The organism is Aeromonas sp. sif2416, from assembly GCF_019218665.1.
Lineage (GTDB): Bacteria > Pseudomonadota > Gammaproteobacteria > Enterobacterales > Aeromonadaceae > Aeromonas > Aeromonas encheleia.
This window is the reverse complement of record NZ_JAHUXC010000004.1, coordinates 221,661-247,472: the sequence shown is the minus strand read 5'-3', so window position 1 is coordinate 247,472 and position 25,812 is coordinate 221,661. Positions and strand designations below refer to the sequence as shown.

Genomic DNA, 25,812 nt, shown 5'->3' with positions numbered 1-25,812 from the left:
ACTGCCATGAGCACCCTCTCCTCGCCTTCCTCCGACCTCACCGGGAACGCCAAGGCCCTCCCCTCGCCCATTCTGGAGCTCACCGGGATCGTCAAGACCTTCCCCGGGGTGCGCGCCCTCGATGAGGCCGGCCTGCGCGTCTACCCGGGTCAGGTAATGGCCCTGCTCGGTGAAAACGGCGCCGGCAAGTCCACCCTGATGAAGGTGCTGACCGGCATCTATCAGGCCGACGGCGGTACTGTCAGCTATCGCGGCCAGCCGGTCCACTTCAAGGGGCCGCGAGACTCCCAGGATCAGGGCATCAGCATCATCCACCAGGAGCTGAACCTGCTGCCGGAGCTCTCCATTGCCGCCAACATCTTCCTCGGCCGCGAACCGCGCACCCGCTTTGGCAACATCGATCACCCGCAGTTGCGCGCGCGGGCCGGCACCCTGCTGGCTCGGCTCGGGGTCAAGCATGGCCCGGATACCCGGCTCGGGGATCTCTCCATCGGCGAACAGCAGATGGTGGAGATCGCCAAGGCGCTGTCGTTCGATGCCAGCGTCATCATCATGGATGAGCCCACCGATGCGCTGACCGACACCGAGACCGAGCAGTTGTTTGTTGTCATCCGCGAACTGCGCGAGCAGGGCTGCGGCATCGTCTACATCTCCCATCGTCTGAAGGAGATCTTCCAGATCTGCGACAGGGTCACCGTGCTGCGGGACGGCAAGTGGATCGGCGAGCAGGCGGTGAGCGAGCTGGACGAGGACAGGATCATTGAGATGATGGTCGGCCGCCGGCTGGAGGAGCAGTACCCGCGCCTCGCCCGCGAGCTCGGCCCCGTCAGCCTGCAGGTGAGCGATCTGAGCGGCCCCGGCGTGCGCGGGGTGAGCTTCTCCCTGCGCCAGGGAGAGATCCTGGGCTTCAGCGGCCTGATGGGCTCGGGGCGCACCGAGCTGATGAAGCTCATCTACGGCGCCAACCTCATCAGCGCCGGTGAGATTGCCGTGGATGGTCACGCCCTGCGGCCCCGCAGCCCCGCCGATGGCCTCAAGGCCGGCATCGCCTACATCTCCGAGGATCGCAAGGGGGATGGCCTGGTGCTGGAGCTGTCGGTGCGGGAGAACATGAGCCTCTGTGCCCTTAACGAATTCAACAAGGGTGGCCGGATCGACGGCAAGGCGGAGCGCCAGGCGGTGGCCGACTACGTGCGGCTGTTCAACATCAAGACCCCGAGCGGCGAACAACTGATCAAGCTGCTCTCCGGCGGCAACCAGCAGAAGGTCGCCATCGCCAAGGGACTGTTGACTCGTCCCAAGGTGCTGATCCTCGACGAGCCTACCCGCGGCGTCGACGTGGGGGCAAAAAAAGAGATCTACCAGCTCATCAACCAGTTCAAGAAGGAGGGGATGAGCATCATCCTGGTCTCCTCCGAGATGCCGGAGGTGCTCGGCATGAGCGACCGCATCCTGGTGATGCACGAGGGACGCATCAGCGCAGAATTCATGTCCCGTGACGCCAATCAGGAGAAACTGATGGCCGCGGCAGTCGGTAAACAGTGGCAAGCAAAGCAAGAGGCACAGCAATGACAACCCAAACCCTTCCCCGCCGTGGCGTCATGAGCAAGGCCTGGTGGATCGAGAACAAATCCCTGGTAGCCCTCTTGGTGCTGATCGGCGTGGTCTCCTTCCTGAGCCCGAACTTCTTCACCGCCGACAACCTGCTCAACATACTGCGCCAGACCTCGGTCAACGCCATCATGGCGGTCGGCATGACGCTGGTCATCCTCACCGCCGGCATCGATCTCTCGGTCGGCTCTGTGCTGGCCCTGTGCGGCGCCCTGGCCGCCACCATGGTGGCCATGGAGCTGCCGATCTGGCTGGTGGTGCCGCTCACCCTGGGTGCCGGCGCCCTGCTCGGCGGCGTCAGCGGGCTCATCATCGCCAAGGGCAAGGTGCAGGCCTTCATCGCTACCCTGGTGACCATGACAGCCCTGCGCGGCGTGACCATGGTCTACACCGAGGGGCGCCCCATCTCCACCGGCTTCAGCGACGGTGCCGATCACTTCGCCTGGCTGGGTACCGGTTACCTGTTCGGCCTGCCGGTGCCCATCTGGCTGATGGCCATCGTCTTCCTGCTGGCCTGGTACCTGCTCAATCACACCCGCCTCGGCCGTTATATCTACGCCCTCGGCGGCAACGAGTCGGCCACCCGCCTCTCCGGCATCAACGTGGCCCGGGTCAAGCTCGCGGTCTACGGCCTGTGCGGCATGCTGTCGGCCCTGGCCGGCCTCATCGTCACCTCCCGCCTGTCGTCGGCCCAGCCGACCGCCGGCATGGGCTATGAGCTGGATGCCATCGCCGCCGTGGTGCTGGGTGGCACCAGCCTGATGGGGGGCAAGGGCCGCATCATGGGGACCCTGATCGGGGCACTCATCATCGGCTTCCTCAACAACGCCCTCAACCTGCTCGACGTCTCGTCCTATTACCAGATGATTGCCAAGGCCAGCGTGATCCTGCTCGCCGTGATGATCGATAACAAAAGCAAGTAATGCACACACAAGGAATGAAACGATGAAAAAGCTCAATACCCTGCTCGCCGCCGCCATCATGTCCGTGCTGGGCACTGCCCAGGCTGCCGATCACACCCTGGCCATGGTGGTGTCCACCCTCAACAACCCCTTCTTCGTCACCATGAAGGAAGGGGCCGAAGCCAAGGCCAAGGAGCTTGGCTACGAGCTGGTGGTGCTGGACTCCCAGAACGATCCGGCCAAGGAGCTCTCCAACGTGGAAGATCTCACCGTGCGCAAGGTCGACGCCATCCTGATCAACCCGACCGACTCCGAGGCCGTGGGCAATGCCATCCGCCTGGCCAACAAGGCGAATATCCCGGTGCTGACCCTGGACCGAGGCGCGGCCCAGGGTGAGGTCAAGGCCCACATCGCCTCAGACAACGTGGCCGGTGGCAAGCTGGCCGGTGACTTCATCACCGAGAAGCTGGGGACCGGTACCAAGGTGATCCAGCTCGAAGGGATCGCCGGCACCTCCGCCGCCCGTGACCGTGGTGAGGGCTTCGCCCTGGCGGTGGCCGCCAACAAGCTGCAGGTGCTGGCCTCCCAGCCCGCCGACTTCGATCGCACCAAGGGTCTGAACGTCATGGAAAACCTGCTGGCCGCCCACCCCACCGTGCAGGCCGTGTTCGCCCAGAACGACGAGATGGCGCTGGGTGCCATCCGCGCCGTGCAGGCGGCCGGCAAAGAGGTGATGATCGTCGGCTTCGACGGCACGGACGATGGCAAGGCGGCGGTGGCCAAGGGTAAACTGGCCGCCACCGTGGCCCAGCAACCGGCCCTGATCGGTGCCATCGGCGTGGAAACCGCCGACAAGGTGCTCAAGGGTCAGCCGGTGGAGCAATCCATCCCGGTGCCGCTGCAGATCGTCAGCAAATAAGTCTGATAAAGGGGGAGGCTCGCCTCCCCCTTTGCTGGTTCTTACAGAGCCGCTTGGCTTGGGCCCACTCAAGCCAAGATGTTCTCAAGCAAGGGTGATCGATATGAATCGTCTCGTAGTTCTCGGCAGCGTCAATGCGGATCATGTGCTGCGCGTCCCCCACTTTCCCCGTCCCGGTGAGACCCTGACCGGCCACGGCTACCAGGTCGTCCCCGGTGGCAAGGGGGCGAACCAGGCGGTCGCCGCCGCACGGCTGGGGGCCCCCGTCTCCTTCATAGCCCGCATCGGGGATGATGCCATCGGTCACCAGATGCAGGCAGGCTTCGCCGCCGACGGCATAGACGTGAGCGCGGTCGAGCGCGATGAGGCGCTCCCCACCGGCATCGCCATCATCTACGTGAGCGACGAGGGGGAAAACAGCATCGGCATCTCCGCCGAGGCCAACGGCGCCCTGAGCCCCGAGATGGTCAAGCGCCACGAGTCCATGATTGCCGACGCCCACACCCTGCTGCTGCAGCTGGAGGTGCCGCTGGAGAGCGTCTTCGAGGCGGCCCGGCTGGCCCGTGCCCATGGCACCCGGGTGGTGCTCAATCCGGCACCCGCCCGGCCACTCTCCGCGGAACTGCTGGCGCTGGTGGATCTCATCACCCCCAACCAGACCGAGGCCGAGCTGCTGACCGGGGTCCCCGTCACCGACGAGGCCAGTGCCCGCGAGGCGGCTGCCCGCTTCCATCAGCTGGGGATCCAGGAGGTGATGATCACCCTGGGCGCGCAAGGGGTCTACTGCAGCAACCCCAGCCAACAAGCGCTCATCCCGGGTTTTCGGGTGACGGCGATCGATACCACGGCGGCGGGAGACACCTTCAACGGCGCCCTGCTGGCGGCGCAGCTGGCGGGCCATGACTTCAACGGCGCGGTGCGTTTCGCCCACGGCGCGGCCGCGCTCTCGGTCACCCGACTGGGAGCCCAGAGCTCCATCCCGAGCAAGGCCGAGGTGGAGACCTTCCTGCTCGCGCAAGCCGCGCAGGGGCACTGATGGCCAATATCAAGGAGGTGGCCGCGCTGGCGGGGGTCTCCACCACCACTGTCTCCCACGTCATCAACGAGACCCGCGTCGTGAGCGATGCGACCCGCGAACGGGTCTTCGCCGCCATGCAGAGCCTCAACTATGCCCCCAGCCTGGTGGCGCGCAGCCTCAAGGTGAAGGAGACCAACAGCATCGGCATGCTGGTCACCACCTCCAGCAACCCCTTCTTCGCCGAGGTGGTGCGCGGGGTGGAGCGCTACTGCTTCGAGCAGGGTTACAACCTGATGCTGGGCAACACCGAGGGCCAGGCCGAGACCGCCCTCTCCTATCTCAAGATGATGCTGCGCAAGCGGGTGGATGGGCTGCTCATCATGTGCAGCGAGGGCCAACAGGAGGTGTTCAACCAGCTCGACTGGCTCAAGAGCCTGCCGGTGGTGGTGATGGACTGGGGCATGGAGAGCAAGGAGGTGGATCTCATCGCCGACAACTCCCATCGCGGCGGCTATCTGGCGACCCGCCACCTGCTGGCGCTGGGCCACCGCGCCATCGGTTGCATCACGGGCCCCCACAGCCGGGCCCCGGCCAATCAGCGCCTGGCGGGCTTCGAGCAGGCGATGCAGGAGGCTGGCCTTGCCATCAACCCGGCCTGGGTCCAGGAGGGGGATTTCGACTGTGCCAGCGGCCACGATGCCATGCTGCGCCTGCTGGCCATGCCAGAACGCCCCAGCGCCCTCTTTGTCTGCAACGACATGATGGCCATGGGGGTCATCAGCGCCGCCCATCGCGCCGGCCTCGTCATCCCGCGGGATCTCTCCCTCGTCGGCTACGACAACGTGGCGCTGGCCCAGTACATGTCACCCCCGTTGACCACGGTCAACCAGCCGAAGGAGGAGCTGGGTCGCCTCGCCGTCACCCGTCTGCTGGCACGGATCAATGGGGAGCGGATCGACAACCGGATGATCACGGTCGACCCTGACCTGGTGATCAGGGACTCCTGCGCCCCCTTCCCGTCCGCCGAGACACCGCACCACTCCTAGCCGCCAGCCATGGCAAGGCGCAAGATCAACAAGGGCGGCCCAATGGCCGCCCTTGTTGTCTATGCCGATTCAATACGGCTGCTCGCGCTGTTCTACCCTGTCCTCCATCTCCTCTTCCGCCCCGAGCCGACTCAGGCGCAGCAAGCCCAGCCGCTGCGCCAGGGGTTGCAGCAAGACATCGTGATCGGCGGGCTCGGGCAGCCAGTAGCGCACCGGCCAGCCGGCCCGCAGAAGCGCGGGGACCCGGCTGCCCAGCTCATGCAACGCCAGCACGCAACCACGCTGGCGCATCTTCTCCAGCAGGAGGGGATCCTCCGTCAGCGTCGGCAGCGCCAGGATCAGCGACGCCGCAGGCAAGGCGGGCAAGTACGCCAGCACATGGGCCAGTTGCGCCTGCTGATGCAGCACTAGCAACACGGGCAAGGGGTGGGTCGACTCCGCCAACAGCCGCGCCACCACCGGGCCCAGCACCCCGCGTTCCTGCATCCAGTCCACATCGCACGGCTGCTGCCCCACCCGCCAGCGCAGGCTGATTGCCAGGACCCGCTGCCCCCGCTCGTCTTCCAGCTCCTCTGACATCGTCTCCAGCGGGGATGGGGCGGCCCCCGCCAGCCACTCCCGCAGCTGATGCAACTGCCGCTGACCCATGTTCAGGGCCGCCTTCATCGCAGGCTGGAACCAGATCAGGGTAGCGTCGTCCCGCTTGGCCTGATTCAGGGCCAGGATGGCCTGCTCCAGCAGCATGCCAGCATCCTCCCCCTCCGCCTGCGCCACCCCGAACCGACAGGCTAGATCGAAGCTGCTCTCCCGGGTCACGAACTCGAACTTCAGCAGGGCCACCATCCCCTCCATCTGCTGTTCGATGACCTCCTGACCACCGGCCAGCACCACGGCAAACTCATCCCCTCCCAGTCGGTAGGCCCGGCCGGGATACTGTTGCCGCAGCTTGGCGGCGACCGTCTGCAGCAGGCGATCGCCGACCTGATAACCGAGCAGATCATTGACCTGCTTGAACCGCTTCAGATCCAGCACCACCAAGGCCTGGGCACGACCCAGCCGCAAGGATTGCTTCAGTTGCGCCTGCAAGGCGCGGCGATTCCCCAGCCGGGTCATGGGATCGAGCAGGGAGAGGCGACGGTTCTGCAGATTGACGCGAATGAGGGCAAACACCAGGACGCCCCCCGTCACCAGCAGGATCAGCTGCCAGATCTGCAGCCAGAACAGGCTCTGGCGGATCTGGTTGACCGAGGCCTCCCGCTCCTGGCCGGAGAGGATCTGATTGCCGATCTGCTCCACCTGGTGGGTCAGCTCGGCAATCCTGGCTTGCGTGCGATCCAGTGCGGCCCCCTCCTGCAGCGCGCCAGCCTGCATCTGGGGCTCCAGCAGCTTGATTTGATCAAACAGCCGCGCCACCACCTTGCCCAGCCCGTAGCGACCACGGGCATCGGCGGTCTCGCTGCTGATGAGGAAGATGTCCAGCCGGTTCCACAGCAGATCGTAATCCAGGCTCAGGGTCTCCATCTCCAGCGCCCCCGCCCGATAGAGGCGCAAGTCATAGAGGAAGCGCTGGGACTCCAGCATGGTCTGGCTGATGTTCCAATGGATGTTGCGATAGAAGGTATCCACCAGCTGCTCGTGACGATGCTGCAGGTAGAGACCCCACACCGATGAGAACAGGAACAGCAGCGAGATGGCGGCAAGCAGCAGATTGTGGCGGTGACGGCGCGTCAAGGGAGGACCTCGATGCGGGTCACCTGCCACACCATGCTGTTATGGATGGCGGAGACATTCAGTTGGGGATGAGCTGAGAGCGGTACCAGCAGCCAGAGCGGCCCCTTGTTGCGACGGGTCAGCGCCTTGTCATCCTGATAGCGCGCCAGGGTCAGCGGCGCCTCGGCAAACAGGGCGAGATCCACCCGCTGCTGATAGCCATTGAGGGCGAAGACCTCGATCTCGCGGACATCCTTCACCCCCTGCGCCGCCAGCAGACCCGCCAGGGTGGCGCCACGGTAGCGGTGCATGCCCTGGGTCCAGGGCGTTTCCGTGTTGAATTCGATCTGCGGCAGGGCCGCAAGGGCCGCCTCGTCGAGGCTGATCTCCCGTTTGTCGGGCAGGATCAGCTGCAGCAAGGGGGTCGATGCCTGCACGCTGGCCGTGATCAGGGCCAGAAGGAAAAACGCGATCCAATGCTTCAAGATGCTCATGATGATTACGCCGACTGCACCCCATATTTTATGGGCCAGTGTGGCGGCTTCATCAAGCCAATGCAACTGTGGTGTTACACAATAGTTATGGGCCGCGCATCTCCATCCAGTTGTGTCCGTCGACCGCCTTGGGCTGGTGCACGCCGCACCGTTGCAGCAACTCATCCACGAAGGCCGGCACCAGCACGGACGCCGGGCCGTAGCGTTTCTCATCGAACTGGCTGCCCACCTCGCTCGGTTCCAGATTGAGCTCTATGGTATGGGCACCGTTGAGCCCCGCCTCGTGCACGAAACCGGCCGCCGGATAGACGGCCCCCGAGGTGCCGATGGAGATGAACAGATCGCACTGGGCCAGGGCGCCATAGATGCGATCCAGCCCGAGCGGCATCTCGCCAAACCAGACCACATGGGGTCGCAGCGGCTGGGGAAACTGGCAGCAGGAGCAGAGCTCCTCCTGGTGGAGCGCCCCGCGCCACTCGAGCACCTGGCCCGAGACCGGGCAACGCACCTTGAGCAGCTCGCCATGCATGTGGATCAGGTTCTTGCTGCCCGCACTCTCGTGCAGGTTGTCGATGTTCTGGGTGATCAGGGTGACGCGCCCCGGCAGCAGACGCTCCAGCCTGGCCAGGGCGTAATGGGCCGGATTGGGATGGATCTGGGGCTGTTGCAGCTGCTGGCGACGAGAGTTGTAGAAGCTTTGCACCAGCTCGGGATCCCGGGCATAACCCTCGGGGGTGGCCACATCCTCAACCCTGTGCTCCTCCCACAGGCCGTCACTGGCCCGGAATGTCTTGATACCGGACTCGGCCGAGATGCCGGCACCGGTGAGGATCACGATATGTTTGGCTGACTGCACCATGGCTGATTTCCTCCGACGGGTTACCAGGCTGACCTTAGCACAGGGGGGCGGGCCAGCCCATTCGCCCTTGGTCTTATGAGCGATCCTGATCCAGGCCGTCGAGCACGCTCAAGTCCAGCCTGACGAATATCATCTCCCGCCCCGTCACCAGGGTCAGCGGCAGCCCCAGGCCCCGCAGCAGAGTCAGCATGGGGCGATTCTGACTCAGCACCTCCGCCGTCCACTCCCGGATCCCCTCCGCCCGCGCCAGCAGCGCCAGCGCCAGCAGGATGCGGCGCCCCGCCCCCCGCTGCTGGAAGTGATCCGCGACTATGCAGGAGAACTCGGCCCGATCCGGGTGCAGCCGCCGCCGGATGGACTGGGCCACGGCCAGAGGGCGGCCCGCGGCATCCGTCAGCAACAAGCCAATCTGGGCGGCGCGCGGGTAATCGAGGAAGAAGGTCACCTGCGAGGGGGTGGGTGGCTGCTTGGGACGCATGAAGCGCAGGTAGACACTCTGCTCGCTGAGCTCCCCATAGGCGGCCTCGAGAGGCGCCGGATCGGCCCCCGCCAACTCCTGCAACCGGCAACTTAGGCCCCCCACCACCATCACCAGAGGCAAGGCGCCCCGGCTGGTGGGATGAGGCCAGCCCGCCAGCCCCGCGCGCAGACGAGCCACGTCGGCCGGCCAGCACAGATAGCGGGTCACCAGCGCCCCATGATGCCGCGATCCTGCCAGGGGGAGGCATCGAGCAGGTTGAAGGGATCGTCGATATAGATGGCGATCCCCAATTCCCTGGCCCGGCCGATGAAGCGGTCAAGCAGGGAGTCCGTCGCCATCGCCTCCAGCTCCGGCAACAGGTGTTGTCCCAGCAGCAGGTGCTGGAGCGGCAGTCGCTCCAGCTTGTCGAACGGCAGATGTTGAATGCTGTCGAGCAGCAGCGCCAGACGGGCCCCGGCCAGGCTGGCCTGCAGCACCAAGGCGAAGCGATCCGCCTTGCTCAGCAGCTGATCGCGCCGGTGGATGACCAGGGTCAGCTCGCCCGCCAGGCGGCCGTGCTGCTCCAGCCACGTCTTGAGCTGCTCCCAGTGGGGTGGCAGCCCGCTCACGGCCAGCCAGATGGGCAAGCTGGATGAGGCCGCATCCGCCAGCAGGCCGAGCTGACCCCGCACCTCGCCATTCCAACTGCGAATGGTGCGCTTCAACCCGCTCAGCCGGCGCTGACGCTGGGGCCCCAGATAGAGGGTCTTGAGCAGGCGGAGCAGATCGTCGCTCTGCAGCGGCTTGGCCAGCGCGGCCAGCACGTTGAAACCGGCGTCGTGCAGCAGGCGACGGGCCCCGTCGATCAGGGTCTGATCATGGGCGGAGAGCAGTATGATGGGCAGACCGCTGTGCTGGTACTGGGGATGGCTCATCAACAGGCTGATGGCATCTTGCTCCGCCAGGCTGAGATCGCAGATCAGCAGTCGCACCTCGCCCTGCTCCAGGGCCCGCAGGCAGGCATCGCCGTCCTGTACCCACTGGCAGGGTAGCCCCAGCGCTTGGATCTCCTGCTGGATGCAGGCCCCCTGAAAGGGGTGATCCTCCAGCAACAGCACCTGCAATCTTGCCAACCAGTCGCGCCACCCCTGTTCCCGCTCCTGCAAGCCCACCAGCCAGGGATCGGAGAGCTGGTAGATGCCCTGCCCTCGGGTCATCAGCCGGGGCAGATAGCTGGCCCCGGCATGGGCGGCGGGCTCGAACAGCGCGATGGCACCGGCGGCAAACAACGCTTCCCACTGCCAGCCAGGCTCGGGCTGGGTGCGGTGCAAGCTGGCGTACTCGGGTACCCCTGCCGCCTGCACGGCCTGATGGGACGCGGCGTCAAGGGCATAGATGCTGACGGGATGGAACCCTGGCTCCAGGCTCACGTCCGATTCCAGCAGCGCCAATAACTCTTCGTCTGTGATGATCATCTCATACCCTCTTGCCCAATTGCCGACAGACCTCATCCACGGCATGGCGCAGTGACTCGATCAGGGGCTGCTCGGGGGCTCGCTGCCAGCGCTCAATCACCTCGACCAGCGCCGCTGCTCCCACCATTTTGGCGGCCCCCTTCATCTTGTGTAAAGCCGTATTGAGGGCCCGCTCATCCCCTTGTGTGACGCAGTCCGCAATGTCGGCCAGATCCTGGCGGGTAGAGGCCAGATAGAGGCTGATGAGCTCGGCGCTGAGTGGCGCCAGCTCTGCCCAGGGCTGGGGCGTCTCCTCCTCCTGACGGGTTCCGGCGGCCTGCCCGGACAGGCTGCGCAGCAAGATGGCCAACTCCTTCAGCATCACCGGCTTGTCCAGATGGCCGTGGCAGCCACTGTCGGCCAGTTGCTCTGCCGCCTGCTCGCTCAGATCCGCGGTGATCACGTAGACCGGCAGCTGTTGCCAGCGCGGGGAGTCCCGCAGCTGACGGCACAGCTCGGCTCCATCCATCACCGGCATCTGCAGATCGGTCAGCACCAGATCGACCGACTCGTGCTGTAGGATATCCAGTGCCAGCCGGCCATTGGCGGCGCTCAACACCTCGGCCCCCAGCTGGCTGAGCTGCATGCCGATCAGCACCCGGTTCACCTCGTGATCTTCCACCAGCAGGATCCGCATGCCGGCCCCCGGCAGGTCCGCGATCTCGCCGCCTTCGCTGGCGAGCCTGGGTTGCAGCAGACTGACCACTGAACCCGGGATCCAGGGTTCCCCCTGCCAGGACCAGTAACGCAGGCCCCGCTCGTCCAGCTCAGCGCTCAGGTAAGGCCCGTCAAGGTCTTCGCTCACGCCGATCTCGACCAGCCAGCCACGCATGTAATCCAACTCAGCGCCAACCAGCCGCAGGCTGAGGGCATTGACCCTGGGTTGCCAGGGTGACTTCTCCCGCAATGGTCGCAGCGGCAGCGAGCAGGTGAAGCGGCTGCCGCCGGTGGCCAGGGCCTCGACCCGGATCTCGCCGCCCATCTGCTCCATCAGCTGGCGACTGATGGCCAGCCCCAGCCCGGTCCCCTGTGCCCTTGGCTGGCCCGGCTCCTCCCCCTGCTCGAAGGGCAGGAACAGCCGGGGCAACAGCTCGGCGCTGATGCCGGGCCCCTGATCATCCACCCCGCAGCAGAGCCACTCCCCCTGCCGGCGGGCCCACAGCACCACCTCGCCGGTCAGGCTGAACTTGATGGCGTTGGCGAGCAGGTTGTGCAGCACCTGCTGCACCCGGTGAGGATCGAGCTCCATCAAGGCGGGCAGATTGGTATCCAGCGCGAGGCGCAGTTGCAACCGCTTGGAGCGCGCCTTGGACCAGTGCACCGCCGCCACGTGTTCGCACAACTCCACCAGATCGGTCGGCTGCGGGGAGAGCCGCAACTGGCGGCTCTCGTTGCGGCTGAAATCGAGCACGTCGTTGAGCAGCCCCAGCAGCTCGTTGCCCGCCTGCCTGACGTGAGTCAGCACCGATGCCTGCTCCGCCGAGAGCTCGGTCTGATCGAGCCACTCCAGCAGCCCCAGGATGGCATTCATGGGGGTACGGATCTCGTGGCTCACGGCCGCCAGGAAGCGTCCCTTGGCGAGCACGGCCTGCTGGGCCTGCTCGTGGGAGAGCTGCAGCGCATGCTCCTGCTCGACCCTGTCGGTCACATCCTGCACCACCCCATAGACGCGCCACCCCTCCCCCTGGCTGCGCCCTCGACCGGAGAACTGCAACCAGCGCGAGCCCTTGGTCGGGTGCCGGTAACGCAGCAGATGGGAGAAGGGACTCCCCGCCTGCAACATGGCCAGCATGGGGGCGCGCATCTTGCGTCTGTCCTGGCGCGCGAGCCGGGTGAGAGTCGCATTGGAGTTGAGCCGGATCTGCTGGCTGGCCAGCCCCAGCAGCTCGTAGCTGCCGCGGCTGACGAATTCCACCCCGGTGATGGCACCGCCCTGCAGGGTGAACTGGAGCACCACCCCGGGCACCGTATTGGTGAGGGCGCGCAGCCGCCGCTCCGCCTGGCGCAGCAGCCGGGTGCGCTCGCGCAGGGCACTGATGTCGGACAGGGCGATGAGATCGCCGGCCGGGGTCTGTGGGCCGAGCTGCAGCGGGATCTGGGCATAGGAGTAGACCTGCTCGCGCAGGGAGAGCTCCCCCTCTGCCCCTTGCAGCCGTGGCTCGGGCAGGATCAGCTCTGCTGAGTAGCGCGCCTCCAGCCGCTTGGCCTGCTTGTTGCGCTTGATGATCTCGCCCCTATCGTTGCGCAGGAACACGGGCATGGGCAGCGCCTGGAACAGGGACTCCCTGAACTTGCTCTCCTGGGCCAGCGCCTGCTCCGCCTTGCGCCGCTCGCGGGCCTCCAGGGCCAGCTGTTGGCGGGAGCGCCAGATCGACCAAATCACCGCCGCGCTGATCAACAGTGCCAGCAATACTGATCCGAGCCAGAAGCCATAGCTGACGCCGCTCTGCTGGGTCAGCACCAGCCGGCGCCAGCGCTGGGTCAGCTCGTCGTTCTGCCGATCGTTGATCGTCATCAGGCTCTGCTCGATCACCCCGGCCAGCCTCGGCTGATCATGCCTGATGGCAAAGCCGAGTCCAAAGCTCTCCGGCAGCTCCTTGACGCTGAGATCGGCCAGCTGGTTGTTGCGCAGCGGATACTGCAGCTGGTAGAGCTCCGCCAGCATGGCGTCGGCCTCTCCCTCCTGCACCGCATCCAATCCCTCCATCAGGCTGTCGACCCGCAGCCAGTCATGCTGGCCGAAGTTGGCCAGCATGCTGGTGTCATACAGCATCTTGGGCACCACTATCTTGCCCTTCACCTCATCGAGCCGCTGATGGGCCCCCAGCTTGCGGCTGACCAGGGCATAGCGGCTCATGGCCACGGTGCGGGTAAAGTCGAATTCCCGGTTGAGCGCCGGCGTCTCCAGCAGGCCGGCCATCATGGCGGCCTCGCCGCTGCGCAGCTTGGCCAGCGCCTCCTCCTTGCTGGCGACGGGGATGACTTCGAAGGTCAGCCCGGTCTGCCTGCTCACCCGCCGCAACACATCGCCACTCCAGCCGACCAGCTGGCCCTGCTGATTGACGCCGCTGTAGGGCATGAAGGCCGGATCCGCCACCAGCTTGATGGTGCGGGAGGTCCCGATGAGCCAGGCCTGCTCCTTGTCGGTGAAGTGCAGCGGGTTGATGTCCTGCTCACTCTGCGGCAAGTAGCGGCCCAGATCCCGGTAGAGGCTGCCCGGCGGGAGGAAACGGATCGCCGTGTCGATCAGCTGCTGCAGCTCGGGTCTGTCTCGCATCATCAGCCGGTAGCTGACCACCAGCTCGTCGCTGCGCAGGCGACGCAGACGCAGCCCCTCGTCCGGGTATTCCCGCATCAGGTAGCGCAGTTGCAGGTAATCGCCGAGGTAGGCGCTGCCCTTGCCGGCGATCAGGGCCGAATACCAGTTATCGGCATCGGTCAGAGCCAGCTGGGACGATTGGGGATAGAGTCCCTTCAGCACCTCGGTCGACTGCCAGATGGGCGAGACCAGGAAGGAGGCCTGCTCCAGCTCGCCCCGGTAGAGGATGGCGGACTCCGCTTCCAGCATGGCCCGGCTCAGCGCCATGCCGGGTTGGGCATGCAGGGAGGGACCTATGTGCGGGATTAGATCGCAGCGCCCCTCTTGTAGACCCTGCTCTACCGCCGACCAGTTGGGCAGCTTGTCAAACTGCAACGGCACCGGCAGTTGCTGTGCCAGGCGTTGCATCTGATCGATGAGCAATCCCCCCTGTTTTTCCAGATAGGGAGGGCGCTGCAGGGCGGGATAGCAGAACGTCAGCTGGGTCAGCGAATCGGCATAGGCCTGGGTATCAGGCGGCAGGGGGAGTACGGCGGCACGCAGTGGCATGGCCAGCAGCGCGCCCAACAGTAGGCTGAATTTTGTCATCGAAATGGGAAAGCCAGGCATTTGCCTGGCTTTCTGTCACTCATTGGGTTCAACATTTTCTACCCTGGCCTTGAGCTTCTGGCCAGGCCGGAAGGTCACCACCCGCCGGGCGCTGATGGGAATATCTTCGCCGGTCTTGGGGTTACGTCCGGGACGCTGATTCTTCTCACGAAGGTCAAAATTACCGAAGCCTGAAATCTTGACTTGTTCACCGCGCTCGAGCGCCTGTCTGATTTCCTCAAAGAAGGCTTCCACCATGTCTTTGGCTTCACGCTTGCTCATCCCGAGTTGGGTGAACAGGTGCTCTGCAATGTCGGCTTTGGTAAGCGCCATAGATCAATCCCTCAAGGATGCATTCAACTCTTCACCGAGGGCCCGCACGACATTGTCTACGGTCTCGGCAATCTCTTTCTCCTCCAGGGTGCGCTGGTTGTCTTGTAAAACTAGACTGATGGCCAGGCTCTTCTTGTCCTCTGCCATACCAGCACCCTGGTATACGTCAAACAAGTTTATTCCAACTAACTGATTTCCGCCAACTTTTTTAATTACTGCGAGCACATCACCGGCCAGAACCTGGTGGTCAACCACCACGGCGATGTCGCGACGGTTGGCCGGGAAGCGGGAAACTTCGGCCGCAACCGGCACCTTGGCGGGGATCAGCTTGTTCAACTCCAGCTCGAACATGATGGCACGGGTCTTGAGACCCAGCTTCTTCTCGAGGCTCGGGTGGATCACGCCGATGTGGCCGATGACGGCGCCATTGCGCAGGATGGCCGCGCTCTGGCCCGGGTGCAGGGCGCTGTGCTCGGTGCGCTCGAAGCTGAAGCTGGCCCCTTCGGCGGTGAGATCCAGCACGGCTTCCAGATCCCCTTTCAAATCAAAGAAGTCGGCGCCACGGCTCTTGATGTCCCAGTGCTCGTCGCTCTGGTTGCCGGTGATGATGCCAGCCAGCATGGGCTCCTGACGGATGCCATTTTCGGCGCTCTCGTCCTTGATGAAGCGCAGACCCTGCTCGAACAGGCGCACGCGCCCCTGCTGGCGGTTCTGGTTGTAGACCACCGCCTGCACCAGACCCGGGAACAGGGAAACGCGCATGGCGGACATCTCGACCGAGATCGGGTTCGGCAGCACTATGGCATCGCTCTGCGGGAACAGGGTCTGCTGGGCCTTGGGATCCACGAAGCTGTAGGTGATGGCTTCCTGGAAACCGCGGTCAACCAGCAGGTCACGCACCCGTTTGAGGGTCACTTGGCCCTCTGCCTGCTCCACCATGGCCAGGGAGGCGGCCGGTTTCAGGTTCGGGATGTTGTTGTAGCCGTAGATGCGGGCCACTTCCTCGATGAGGTCTTCCTCGATGGCGATGTCGAAACGCCAGGAGGGCGCCAGGGCGGTCCAGCCGTCGGCCTCGAGGGTCACCTGCATGCCGAGGCGAGTCAGGATCTCGACCACCTGAGCATCGGCCACGCTGATGCCGATCACCTTGTCGAGCTTGGTACGACGCAGCTTGATGGGGGTCGCCTTGGGCAGATGGGCATCGGATTTGACCTCGATGACCGGACCCGCTTCACCGCCGCAGACATCCAGCAGCAGTCGGGTGGCTCTGTCCATCACCTTGGCTTGCAGCTGTGGGTCTACCCCGCGCTCGAAGCGGTGGGACGAGTCGGTATGCAGGCCATAGGCACGGGCACGGCCGGTGATGGAGAGCGGTGCGAAGAAGGCACACTCCAGCAGCACGTCCGTGGTCTCGGCGGACACGCCGGTGCGCTCGCCGCCGAAGATGCCGGCCATGCAGGCTGGACCCTGTGCGTCGGCAATGACGAGCGTGGTCTCTTTGAGCTTGACCTCGTTGCCGTCGAGCAGGGTCATCGGCTCGTCGGCCTTGGCACGGCGCACCACCAGCTCCCCGTCCAGCTTGGCCAGATCGAAGGCGTGCATCGGCTGACCGTATTCCAGCAGCAGGAAGTTGGTGATGTCGACGATGGCGTCGATGGAGCGAATGCCGCCACGGCGCAGCTTTTCCTGCATCCAGAGCGGGCTCTGGGCGCGCAGGTTCAGCCCCTTGATGACACGACCGAGGTAACGGGGGCAGTCTGCCGGCGCATCGACCCGGATCGGGAAGCTGGCGTCTATGGTAGCTGGCGCCGGAGTCCAGCTTGGCTCGACCACGTCGACGCTGTTGAGCACGCCGATCTCGCGGGCAAGCCCCGCGATGCCGAGGCAATCGGCCCGGTTCGGGGTCAAGTCCACGTCGATGGCGACGTCATTGAGATTGAGATAGTCGCGAATGTCGGTGCCAACCGGGGCGTCCAACGGCAGCTCGATGATGCCGTCCGCTTCCACTTCGATCCCCAGCTCGCTGAAGGAGCAGAGCATGCCGTGGGAGGGCTGGCCACGCAGCTTGGCCTTCTTGATGGTGAAATCACCCGGCAGGGTGGCCCCCACCTTGGCCACACACACCTTGAGGCCGGTGCGGCAGTTCGGCGCGCCGCAGACGATGTCCAGCAGCTCGGCCTCGCCCACGTTGACCTTGGTCACCCGCAGCTTGTCGGCGTCCGGGTGCTGGCCACACTCGACCACTTCACCGACCACCACGTTGTTGAACTGGCCGGCCACCGCTTCGACGGCGTCCACTTCCAGGCCGGCCATGGTGATCTGTTCGGCCAGTGCGTTGTCACTCAACTCGGTGCGGACCCACTCCATCACCCAGGATTTACTGAATTTCATGTTCTCTCGCCCTTACTTGAACTGCTTGAGGAAGCGCAGATCGTTTTCGAAGAAGGCACGCAGGTCATTGACCCCGTAGCGCAGCATGGTCAGGCGCTCAACGCCCATGCCGAAGGCAAAACCGGAGTATTTTTCCGGATCGATGCCGACCGAACGCAGCACGTTCGGGTGCACCATGCCGCAGCCCAGCACTTCCAGCCACTTGCCGTTCTTGCCCATCACGTCCACTTCGGCGCTGGGCTCGGTGAACGGGAAGTAGGAGGGACGGAAACGGATGGTGAGATCTTCCTCGAAGTAGTTGCGCAGGAAGTCGTGCAGTATCCCCTTCAGCTCGGTGAAGCTGGCATGCTCATCCACCAGCAGGCCTTCGACCTGATGGAACATGGGGGTGTGGGTCATGTCGTAGTCGTTACGATAGACGCGGCCCGGCGCTATGATGCGGATCGGCGGCTGCTGATGTTCCATGGTGCGGATCTGCACGCCCGAGGTGTGGGTGCGCAGCATCAGATCGGGATTGAAGTAGAAGGTGTCGTGATCGGTACGCGCCGGGTGGTGAGCCGGGATGTTCAGCGCATCGAAGTTGTGGAAACCGTCTTCGATCTCGGGACCGCGCTCAACCTTGAACCCCATCTCGCCAAACAGGCGCTCGATGCGTTCGATGGTGCGGGTCACCGGGTGCAGGCCACCGTTCTCGATGCGACGGCCCGGCAGGCTGACGTCGATGGTCTCGGCGGCCAGCTTCTGATTCAGCTCTTGCTCAACCAGGGCATCGCGGCGCGCGTTCAGGGCATCCTGAACCTGCTGCTTGGCCTGGTTGATCACGGCGCCCGCGGCGGGACGCTCTTCGGCGGACAAGGCGCCCAATGTCTTCATCTGCTCGGTAAAAAAGCCTTTTTTACCCAGATATTTGACCCGGATCTCGTCGAGGGTCGCAACGTCATTGACGCCCTCAATCTCGGCCTTGGCCTGGCCGACTACTTCTTCAAGCTGTTGCATGTCTTCCTCGTCACCACTCCCGGAACAGGAGCCTGTTAGGCTAAATAAGGGTAAGAGGGGAATAATACAAAAAAAGCCCCTTGGCTGACCATAGTTATGGTGGCCTTTTATCCCTAGAAATCATTTTGTTATAGGGAAAGGGTGTCAGTCTGTCCCCTCTTTCGCCACATAGGGTGTGATATGTCACACGTTTGTTGGCATAGATGATGGTTCATCCGGGGAAAGGAGCGGTGGGTTTGGTTGTCGGGGCGGATTTCGGGGCAACAAAAAAGGAGGCCTAGGCCGCCTTCACATGTCTAACAAAAACAATGGCTTACATGAATATCAATGAGTTAGATACTACAGGGGGTGACGCTAAGTCACCCCGGATGACCCTGTTTGGGGCAATTTGTGGACACTTCATCATGCGGCAGGTAGTGGATTTTCCAGCGGGTTGAAGCGCACCGCATCGCTCAGATAATCCGGTGCGAAGTGAGCATAGGTCATCGTCTGCTGGATGTTGTGATGGCCCAAAATTTTTTGCAGCGCGAGAATGTTGCCCCCCGACATCATGAAATGTGATGCAAAAGTGTGCCGGAACACATGCACCGCCTGCCCTGCTGGCAGGTCCGGCGCCACTGACTTGATCACATCACGCACCAACATATAGTCGAGGTCACGGAACAGCGGGCCGCGATTAACCCCGTTCGTTATCTCTTGGCACAGTTCGGCCGAGATCGGCACTGTGCGGTTCTTGCCATTCTTGGTGTTGATGTAGGTCACCCGACTGGCCAGCACATCCTCACGGCGCAGATGGGCCGCTTCACTCCAACGCGCCCCCGTAGCCAGGCAGAGTTTGACCACCTTCAGGTTATCCCCCGACAACGCGGCCAGCACCTCGCCGATCTCGTCCTGGGTCAGGTAGCCCATCGACCGCTCGACCAGCTTGACCTTCTTCATCTCTTTGAGCGGGTGCTCATGGTGATAATGGCCGAGATCAATGAGCACCGAGAACACCCCGCCCAGCATCTCCTGCTCACGGTTCACCGTCTTGGGCTGGCGGCCGGCGTGCAGTCGCTGCGCCCGATACTCGGAGAACAGCGCCCGGGTCACCTGCCTTGCCAACGGGTGGCGCAATGCGGCATCGATATTGTGGAGTTTCTTACGTACCGCCTCCCCCGCTTTCAGGGTCTGGCCATGGTAGCGCCACCAGAGCTCAATAAGTTCGGAGAGCGGCCGGTTATCTGCCGGGCGGTCCACCCACTCTTTGTTGTGCTCGGTGGCGATCACCCAGCGCTCGAACTGCTGTGCCTCGGACTTGGTCTTGAAACGCTTGCGGATCCGCTTGCCTTCCCTCCCCTGCGGGCGGATATCGACCAGGTAACCCTCGGGCGTGGACTTGATGCTCATCGCCCCTCCTTATATAGGAAGGCGTTCACCCATCCCAGTTGCCCGCACATCGACACCGTACCCAACCACTGCACTCTCACTGACATCACCCTCCATCAAAACACTGTTGTTTTATACAGCATTTGATGATGGTTAGCAGTGTTTAACTGAGGTTAAGGCATACATAGGCAAATAAGGTATGGTGGAGGAATAAAGTAGTGGCAATCTTGGCTTGGACCCAGCTATCTGCCAGCACTACAAGCTCTTCCAATCCAATCCAAGACAGGCCCATTCTTCAATACCAACACAATATGGCTGGTATCAGAGGAATAGCATAGTAGCTTTACTTTACCAATAAGCCTGAAACAGGCTAATTGATTTTTAAAAATGCTCAACGACTCATGAAACAGAAAAAGAGGGGGCATCCCCCTCATTTAATTATCATGATAGATGATAGCCCATATAAGATCTTTGAATGGTTTAATTGGAAGTCATTCAGTTTCATTCAGCATAGGGTTAGTAGCACTACTTGGGAGCTCTTCGGTTCTAGCCTGAGTCTTCCAAGCTATTTCGGCAATTTCCTTAATTCTATCAACAATTGGCTTAGCATCTGTGCCTAGCTTTCCTAATACCACTCCTGCATCGCCAACTAGTCCCCAGAAGCGATCAAGGTCGGAAACTTTCTTATGAAGCTCAGATTGTAAATGCTCTAACCGTTTCAGCAATCGTTGCCGATGACTTGCATCTAAAATTTCATTGTTGCTTATTTGCGCCCTGAGCTCATTAATAAGTAATTGAACACGTTCAAGATCACCTTGCGAGAACTCATATGAGAAAGCATTTGCAAACAAGCTTCGATAAGTCTCAGTATGATTATTTACTCTGTTTTTTAGGTCGTACGAACTAAACTGGCCACGAACGCTTTGAATATATTGGTTTAGGGTAATACAGTTAGCATTAATGTTATTAGTAATCTCAGGGAATGGGACTTCACTTAAAAATCCCTTTTCCATCAAGATTAAGTTAATAAAAGCAGCCCCTTCTATTAGAACTTCCTGCTCTTCGCTTGACCACTCAATATTATGTTGACTGTCACTCAACGAGTCATTTATTCTATCACAAGCTTGAACCAAACCCCTATAAGGGTTCTCCAAAACATAAGTAACAAAATCCTTACTAAATAGCATTTTAATTCCTCCCAAGAATTTTATTTTTTAACTCGAATCCAGTCTTCTTCATTGATGATCTGAATATCCTGCCCTTGTTCTTTTGCTTTGATGGCAGCTTCAATCTTACGGCCATGGCTGGTGAACATCCAATCACGGCTGGCCAAGCTTCCAACGATCAGCACATCGAGGTTGGTGGTGACGCCTTTCACAGGGGAAGCACCAAGCAACTTGGCCTGCTGTTCCAGGTTATGACGGGTATCGGAGAGAAACTTTCCTGTGAAGCAGACTGTCTTGCCTCGAAGACTCATCACATTGCCATCGGCAAAGAACTCGGTCGCCATCCCTGCAGCAAGACCTGATTCTGTGAAGCGCTGCCCGGAAATCTGCTTGACCAGTTCCAAAAGGTCTTTGCGCTCGTCTTCGGTGATTTCGCCATCTACCAGAATATCGTTGAGGCGGTTGAACAGCAGGCTACCCGGCCATGAGGCCAGCAGGTCACGATGCTTGAGCAGCAGTGAACTAAGAGCGTGCACCTCTTGTTCCACGATGTTGCTATCGGCACTGATGCCCTGCAGGAAGCCAAGCAACATGTTGACCAGCGCATCCATGTTGTCGTGCTCAATCTCGTTGTATTGCAGTACATCATTGAGCAGGTTCAGCAGATCTTCTTTCTCATCTGCTGTGATGACCCCATCTTCGAGAACGTCATGGATGAGATCTTGAATATCGAGGAAATCACCATCTTTTTTGAACTCGGAGTCTGATTTCAACCAAGTCGCCATAAAGAGAACTTCAGTGTCGTTAAGACGCTGATCGGCAGTGAGGCCGCTCAAGATACCGTGAAGGCTGATCAGTGCTTTCTGCTTATTGCGCTTGTAACCAAATGACATTGGCACATCATTGAACTCTGACATGTTTTCTCCCTAAAACGTCTCTGCCGCTCAAGCATGTCGTCCATTGTTATGTTGGTCTGGGCGTGGCTATAAGCTGGCAACGGATATAAAAACAGGGCGCATTAGCGCCCTGTTTGTCTTTTTCTATATGATCTGTGTTCTACCATCACGCCGATGATCTGGATGTGCTGCCGGTCGGAGTGCATGGTGGGGAAATCGTCATTAAGGGGGACCAGTTCAAACACCTCCTGCCCACTCTCGTCGATGCCGCGAGGCCGGTACTTCTTGAAGGTAGCCTCTTCGCTGCCATTCTTGGCCACGACGAAATCCCCTGGTTGGGGCACTTCGTCAGGGTCAACGATGATGAGGTCACCTTCCTTGAAGAAGGGTTCCATCGACTTGCCACGCAACCAGAGGCCGAAACCACAAGGGCCGACATCGACCCCCGCCGTCACAAACTCGACATTGCCATCGAAGGCAGTGGCCTGCTCACACATCTCGTGCCAGTGGCCGGCCTGGACATAGCTCAACACAGGCACGCGCGTACCTTGTGGGATCACGGCCGGTTCGACGTTGTGATATCCGGGCATCGCTTCCGGTGCAGGCTGTCCCCTCGCCTCCCCGTCTCCAGTCAAAAGCCAGTCAACAGTGACCCCCAGCGCTGCAGCTAAATCATTGAGATAGCGGCCTTTTGGCTGGTTAAGTCCCGACTCCCACTTGCTAATCGACACCCGGGTTATCCCGATTCGCTTAGCCAGCTCGTCTTGGCTCATTTTCTGCGCACGTCTGCGCGCTGATATGCGGTCATTGATAGTTTCCATAAACCTAAGTTACCACCCAGCAAGGTAACTAAAGCAACGAAACCACTTGACCCCTTCCCGACCCATAAGTTACCTTTAGCCATCACCGACACTTAGGTGACGAAATGGAGGATTTTAAAAATGCAAAAAAGTGCAGTTCTTGAACACTTCGGCACCGTTACAGCGACTGCCAAAGCTCTTGGTATTTCCCATGTTGCTGTCAGCAAGTGGAGCGAAACCATCCCCCAAGGCCGTGCCTACCAAATCGAGGTGCTGACCGGCGGCAAATTGAAGGCCAGCACGCGCAGTACCCCGCAACAACCAACCTCTTGTGTTTGAAGCCCCTGAGAAGGATTCACCATGGTTACTCGAATCAAACCCATCCGTATCCCCAGCGATGTGAGCCAGTTGCCACTCGATTACCCCTTTGGCAATCGTGTCAGTGAAAGCCTGGAGGAGTACGCCAAGCGCCAAGGCATGAGCTTGGGGGCTATCAAAAAGCGCGCTGACCGCGGCCAGTTGCCCATTTTGCAAGACGGTCCGGGCGCTCCCCGCGAGGTCAACCTCTACGCCCTGTTCCTGCAGGCCCGTTATCAGGCCGAGCGCTACGTCACCATGACGCTCGCGTGAACCTGCAAACACCATAACGGGTCAAGGAGAACCTCGCATGTTTACCGAATACGCCAGCAAACATCCTCACTGGATCAGCGCCTGCCAGCGCTTTGCGGCCAGTCACAACATGGCCGAGATCGCCCAGCGGGTCGGCATGAACCCGCAGCTCCTGCGCAACAAGTTAAACCCCGATCAGCCCCATGAACTGACGGTGGCTGAGCTGATTGCCATCACCCAGGCGAGTGAGGGCGATGAAACCCTGTTCGATGGAGCCCTTTTTGGCTGTGGCTTGACGGCTGTTGCCATCCCGCAGGCAGAACGGGCCCCTTCCCTGCCTCATCAGGCCATCGATCTGAACGCCAAGATCGCCAGCATTGGCCAGCGAGCCCTGGAGCTGACTGACCGCGGTCGGATCACCCGCTCGGAGCGCAACACCCTGGTGAGCGTGGCCACCTCGGCAATGGGATCGCTCGCCATCTTGATCCACGACATCGAGGCCCGCTTTCAGGCGGTGCCCGCCCTGGCCTGTGCATCAGACATCCTGATGCAGGCCACGACCATGTGAAGGGGAAACCACCATGCAACGCATTGACCACGAACAACGCAATCTGGCGGGCCTGACGCCCACCGAGCAGATCGCCATGAACACCGCCGGCTGCCTGCTACTGCGCGAGCTGTTCGGCAAGACACGTTCCAGCCTGGACACCGACTGGCTGGCTCTGGGCCAGGCCAAGAAAGCGGCCATCTGTGCCATCGCCCGCCAGTCGCGGGGCGAACTGATGACCGCCACCCTGTCAACCCTGCCCCATGCACAACGTGAGGCGATCAGGCTGGCGGTGATCGCACTGGAGTATCAGGGGGAGTTTCGCGGCGGCTGTGACAGCAAAGTCTGGCACCCGGCACTGAGTACCAGATCCATCAGGGATATCGAGAGGGAGAAGAAAGAGAGAGCGGCAAAGCTTCGCTTGAAGCGCGCCGTGCTGGCAGCAAGCCAGATGACCGGGCAAGGCCCGCGACCAATCGGGCAATAAAAAAGCCCGCATTACGGAGCAGCAACTCCAAGCGGGCCTTCTATCAACAACCACCTAGGAAGTCGACATGCCAACTTTAGCGATCCCCTGCGCCCTGCGCAACCTTCGCATACAGCAACGCAAGCTGACGGGCCGCTATGGCACCCGTCTTCGCCAACACCCTGACGGGGTTGCGCTTATGGAACGCACAACCGCACTGGCTTGGGCTTCTCTGTTCAGCCGCATCAACCCCTGCACTCTTTCACAAGGAGCCTGACCATGAACGCACAACCAACCCAGATCAACCTGCTCAACCACCATGCGGCCAAGCGCCTGCGCCAATTGCGGGAGCAGTTGAAACTGAGCCGCCCCAAGTTTGCCGATCAGCTCGGCATTCCGGCCACCACGCTCAAGAACTACGAGCTGGGATACCGCGAGATCGGCGGCGGCCTGTTCCTGCTGATCGCCAATCACCCGGAGCTGAAACACCACTGCGACTGGCTGCTGACTGGCATCGCCACGCCGGAGGTGCTGGCATGAGCGACGCCATCAAGATTGCCCGTCAGGCGCCCAAGCTCGTCGAGGGGTTGCTGGCTGATATGTTCGCAACTCATGCCGAAGATAACAGCATCGCCCTGGGCGGGATTTACTCCGGCCAGCAGTACATCCAGATCCAACTGGTCGCCACCTGCAATCCGGCCGCCCTGCTGGATGACGACAGCGGTGAGGACGATGACGAAGAGGGGCCAGCCATGGCCCCGACTCATGGCCCGCTGGTCACTCACTGGCTGGCGGCCCGCGCCGAGTTTATCGCGGCGGGGGGCGAAGTTCGGGGGGATAGAGACTTCTCCCGGGAGCTGCTGGCGCTCGGGGCCGTGCGCTCCGTCTATTGGCTGGCACTGGGCCAGGGGGAAACCGCCCTGGCCCGGGAAATTGGCGAGTGGTGGCACGAGTGCGCCCCGCTGCATGGACAAGGTGAGGTGATCCAGTGACTCATCACCTGCAGCAGGAACTGGCCAGCCTGATGCACCGCTGGCAAGAGACCTATCGGGAAGACGCAGCGCGGCTGCGTCTTTATCAGAAGGAGCTGGCCAATGCACGCCGGCTTCCTGCCCGCCCCCGGGCCAGTATCACGCTGTTACTGCGCCAGTGCGCGGCAGTCCGCCGACAACGAGAACAAGCTGACAGGCATATAGCCAGCTTGCACAACGACATAATGAACCCCGTGACCAACAAACCAATGAAGTGAGACAGCCATGAGACCGACTATGAGCCAAAGACAGCATCCTAATCACATGAACATCAAGCCTGAAGACCTCAAGCAATTTGCCACCAAGTACTTTGTTCAGGCCAAGCAAGCTGGCTTTTCCTTCGAACAGTTACTGAAGGAAGCGAACGCGCTTCACCCCGGAGCCAGGGACATTCTCATAGCTGTTTTTAATCAATCTTGACGCAGTAGTGGGCCCCTTTTGACGTTTCCTTGTGTTTGTCATGCAACCCAAGATCATTACTCAGAAACAGATTCAAACGTATGTAACTACCCATGCCATGTGCGGTGATATGGCGATAGACCTGGCCCTGTTCATTCTCGATTGCAAACCTCATTGCATTACCGCCCCCCTCAGGGCCACTAGAGAGAAAATCATTGATTTGTGAATCAAAAGCCGCGGGCTTGATTCCCTTTACGTATCGGCTGTCAAACATGCTGGATCTCCAACTAGTAATGAAGCGAATAAGGGTAACAAATATGGATTGCGAATGGATCCTCATCTCTGCATGCATCGGCGTGATTGAAATCGA

General features: G+C 61.6%; 27 protein-coding genes. 13 read left to right on the top strand and 14 right to left on the bottom strand.

Features of this window, described 5'->3' with window-relative positions:
• The first annotated feature begins 6 nt into the window (after positions 1-6).
• The 5 genes from rbsA (at position 7) to KW821_RS10350 (ending at position 5,496) form a co-directional block, all read left to right on the top strand.
• The gene (gene rbsA, locus KW821_RS10370; protein WP_218291388.1) at positions 7-1,572 is read left to right on the top strand and encodes a ribose ABC transporter ATP-binding protein RbsA; all 1,566 of its coding nucleotides are present in this window, start codon (positions 7-9) and stop codon (positions 1,570-1,572) included.
• Positions 1,569-2,534: a ribose ABC transporter permease gene (rbsC, locus tag KW821_RS10365; RefSeq protein WP_025327024.1), complete on the top strand. Its 966-nt coding sequence runs from the start codon at positions 1,569-1,571 to the stop codon at positions 2,532-2,534. The genes rbsA and rbsC overlap by 4 nt, the downstream gene beginning before the upstream one ends.
• Positions 2,535-2,556: 22 nt before the next feature.
• The gene (gene rbsB, locus KW821_RS10360) at positions 2,557-3,432 is read left to right on the top strand and encodes a ribose ABC transporter substrate-binding protein RbsB (protein WP_033131835.1); all 876 of its coding nucleotides are present in this window, start codon (positions 2,557-2,559) and stop codon (positions 3,430-3,432) included.
• 103 nt (positions 3,433-3,535) lie between these two features.
• A complete protein-coding gene (gene rbsK / locus KW821_RS10355) occupies positions 3,536-4,468 on the top strand; it encodes a ribokinase (protein WP_218291387.1) in 933 nt (310 codons plus the stop codon).
• On the top strand, positions 4,468-5,496 hold the full coding sequence (locus KW821_RS10350) for a substrate-binding domain-containing protein (RefSeq protein ID WP_218291386.1): 1,029 nt from the start codon (positions 4,468-4,470) through the stop codon (positions 5,494-5,496). The genes rbsK and KW821_RS10350 overlap by 1 nt, the downstream gene beginning before the upstream one ends.
• A gap of 69 nt (positions 5,497-5,565) precedes the next feature.
• Here KW821_RS10350 and KW821_RS10345 read toward each other — a convergent pair whose 3' ends face one another.
• The 13 genes from KW821_RS10345 to KW821_RS10285 form a co-directional block, all read right to left on the bottom strand.
• Entirely contained in the window at positions 5,566-7,227 is a 1,662-nt protein-coding gene (locus tag KW821_RS10345) for a diguanylate cyclase (protein WP_218291385.1), read from the bottom strand.
• On the bottom strand, positions 7,224-7,700 hold the full coding sequence (locus KW821_RS10340) for a hypothetical protein (protein ID WP_218291384.1): 477 nt from the start codon (positions 7,698-7,700) through the stop codon (positions 7,224-7,226). Before KW821_RS10340 ends, KW821_RS10345 begins: the two co-directional genes overlap by 4 nt.
• 85 nt (positions 7,701-7,785) lie before the next feature.
• Complete coding sequence (cobB, locus tag KW821_RS10335; RefSeq protein ID WP_042652209.1) at positions 7,786-8,559, bottom strand: Sir2 family NAD+-dependent deacetylase; 774 nt, start codon at positions 8,557-8,559, stop codon at positions 7,786-7,788.
• A gap of 73 nt (positions 8,560-8,632) precedes the next feature.
• Positions 8,633-9,247, bottom strand: coding sequence for a GNAT family N-acetyltransferase (locus KW821_RS10330; RefSeq protein WP_218291383.1), 615 nt, complete (start codon positions 9,245-9,247; stop codon positions 8,633-8,635).
• The gene (locus KW821_RS10325; RefSeq protein WP_218291382.1) at positions 9,244-10,494 is read right to left on the bottom strand and encodes a response regulator; all 1,251 of its coding nucleotides are present in this window, start codon (positions 10,492-10,494) and stop codon (positions 9,244-9,246) included. The genes KW821_RS10330 and KW821_RS10325 overlap by 4 nt, the downstream gene beginning before the upstream one ends.
• A 1-nt stretch (position 10,495) precedes the next feature.
• On the bottom strand, positions 10,496-14,440 hold the full coding sequence (locus KW821_RS10320; RefSeq protein ID WP_371317602.1) for an ATP-binding protein: 3,945 nt from the start codon (positions 14,438-14,440) through the stop codon (positions 10,496-10,498).
• Between the two features lie 36 nt (positions 14,441-14,476).
• Entirely contained in the window at positions 14,477-14,773 is a 297-nt protein-coding gene (gene ihfA, locus KW821_RS10315; RefSeq protein WP_005300715.1) for an integration host factor subunit alpha, read from the bottom strand.
• 3 nt (positions 14,774-14,776) lie between these two features.
• Complete coding sequence (pheT, locus tag KW821_RS10310) at positions 14,777-17,164, bottom strand: phenylalanine--tRNA ligase subunit beta (RefSeq protein WP_218291381.1); 2,388 nt, start codon at positions 17,162-17,164, stop codon at positions 14,777-14,779.
• 12 nt (positions 17,165-17,176) lie between these two features.
• Entirely contained in the window at positions 17,177-18,160 is a 984-nt protein-coding gene (pheS, locus tag KW821_RS10305) for a phenylalanine--tRNA ligase subunit alpha (RefSeq protein WP_005315542.1), read from the bottom strand.
• 402 nt (positions 18,161-18,562) lie between these two features.
• Complete coding sequence (locus KW821_RS10300) at positions 18,563-19,549, bottom strand: tyrosine-type recombinase/integrase (protein ID WP_218291380.1); 987 nt, start codon at positions 19,547-19,549, stop codon at positions 18,563-18,565.
• A gap of 470 nt (positions 19,550-20,019) precedes the next feature.
• Positions 20,020-20,715, bottom strand: coding sequence for a hypothetical protein (locus KW821_RS10295; protein ID WP_218291379.1), 696 nt, complete (start codon positions 20,713-20,715; stop codon positions 20,020-20,022).
• A 20-nt stretch (positions 20,716-20,735) separates the two neighbouring features.
• On the bottom strand, positions 20,736-21,611 hold the full coding sequence (locus KW821_RS10290; RefSeq protein ID WP_218291378.1) for a BRCT domain-containing protein: 876 nt from the start codon (positions 21,609-21,611) through the stop codon (positions 20,736-20,738).
• A 101-nt stretch (positions 21,612-21,712) separates the two neighbouring features.
• Positions 21,713-22,411, bottom strand: coding sequence for a LexA family transcriptional regulator (locus KW821_RS10285; protein ID WP_218291377.1), 699 nt, complete (start codon positions 22,409-22,411; stop codon positions 21,713-21,715).
• Between the two features lie 120 nt (positions 22,412-22,531).
• On the opposite strand from KW821_RS10285, the gene KW821_RS10280 reads away from it, so the two are divergent.
• The 8 genes from KW821_RS10280 (at position 22,532) to KW821_RS10240 (ending at position 25,463) form a co-directional block, all read left to right on the top strand.
• Positions 22,532-22,729, top strand: coding sequence for a Cro/CI family transcriptional regulator (locus KW821_RS10280; RefSeq protein WP_218291376.1), 198 nt, complete (start codon positions 22,532-22,534; stop codon positions 22,727-22,729).
• 21 nt (positions 22,730-22,750) lie between these two features.
• A complete protein-coding gene (locus KW821_RS10275) occupies positions 22,751-23,020 on the top strand; it encodes a hypothetical protein (RefSeq protein WP_045526470.1) in 270 nt (89 codons plus the stop codon).
• Positions 23,021-23,057: 37 nt separating this feature from the next.
• Positions 23,058-23,567, top strand: a complete 510-nt coding sequence (locus tag KW821_RS10270) for a phage regulatory CII family protein (protein ID WP_218291375.1) — start codon at positions 23,058-23,060, stop codon at positions 23,565-23,567.
• Positions 23,568-23,580: 13 nt separating this feature from the next.
• Positions 23,581-24,033, top strand: a complete 453-nt coding sequence (locus KW821_RS10265) for a hypothetical protein (RefSeq protein WP_218291374.1) — start codon at positions 23,581-23,583, stop codon at positions 24,031-24,033.
• Between the two features lie 258 nt (positions 24,034-24,291).
• The gene (locus KW821_RS10260) at positions 24,292-24,552 is read left to right on the top strand and encodes a DNA-binding transcriptional regulator (protein WP_218291373.1); all 261 of its coding nucleotides are present in this window, start codon (positions 24,292-24,294) and stop codon (positions 24,550-24,552) included.
• Positions 24,549-25,004 carry a hypothetical protein gene (locus KW821_RS21725; protein ID WP_256353426.1) on the top strand — a complete coding sequence of 152 codons (456 nt, stop codon included), beginning with the start codon at positions 24,549-24,551 and terminating at the stop codon, positions 25,002-25,004. Before KW821_RS10260 ends, KW821_RS21725 begins: the two co-directional genes overlap by 4 nt.
• A complete protein-coding gene (locus tag KW821_RS10245; RefSeq protein WP_218291372.1) occupies positions 25,001-25,261 on the top strand; it encodes a hypothetical protein in 261 nt (86 codons plus the stop codon). The genes KW821_RS21725 and KW821_RS10245 overlap by 4 nt, the downstream gene beginning before the upstream one ends.
• A gap of 19 nt (positions 25,262-25,280) precedes the next feature.
• Positions 25,281-25,463, top strand: coding sequence for a hypothetical protein (locus tag KW821_RS10240; protein ID WP_218291371.1), 183 nt, complete (start codon positions 25,281-25,283; stop codon positions 25,461-25,463).
• Here KW821_RS10240 and KW821_RS10235 read toward each other — a convergent pair.
• Positions 25,450-25,716, bottom strand: a complete 267-nt coding sequence (locus KW821_RS10235) for a hypothetical protein (RefSeq protein WP_218291370.1) — start codon at positions 25,714-25,716, stop codon at positions 25,450-25,452. The genes KW821_RS10240 and KW821_RS10235 overlap by 14 nt on opposite strands.
• Positions 25,717-25,812 lie beyond the last annotated feature (96 nt).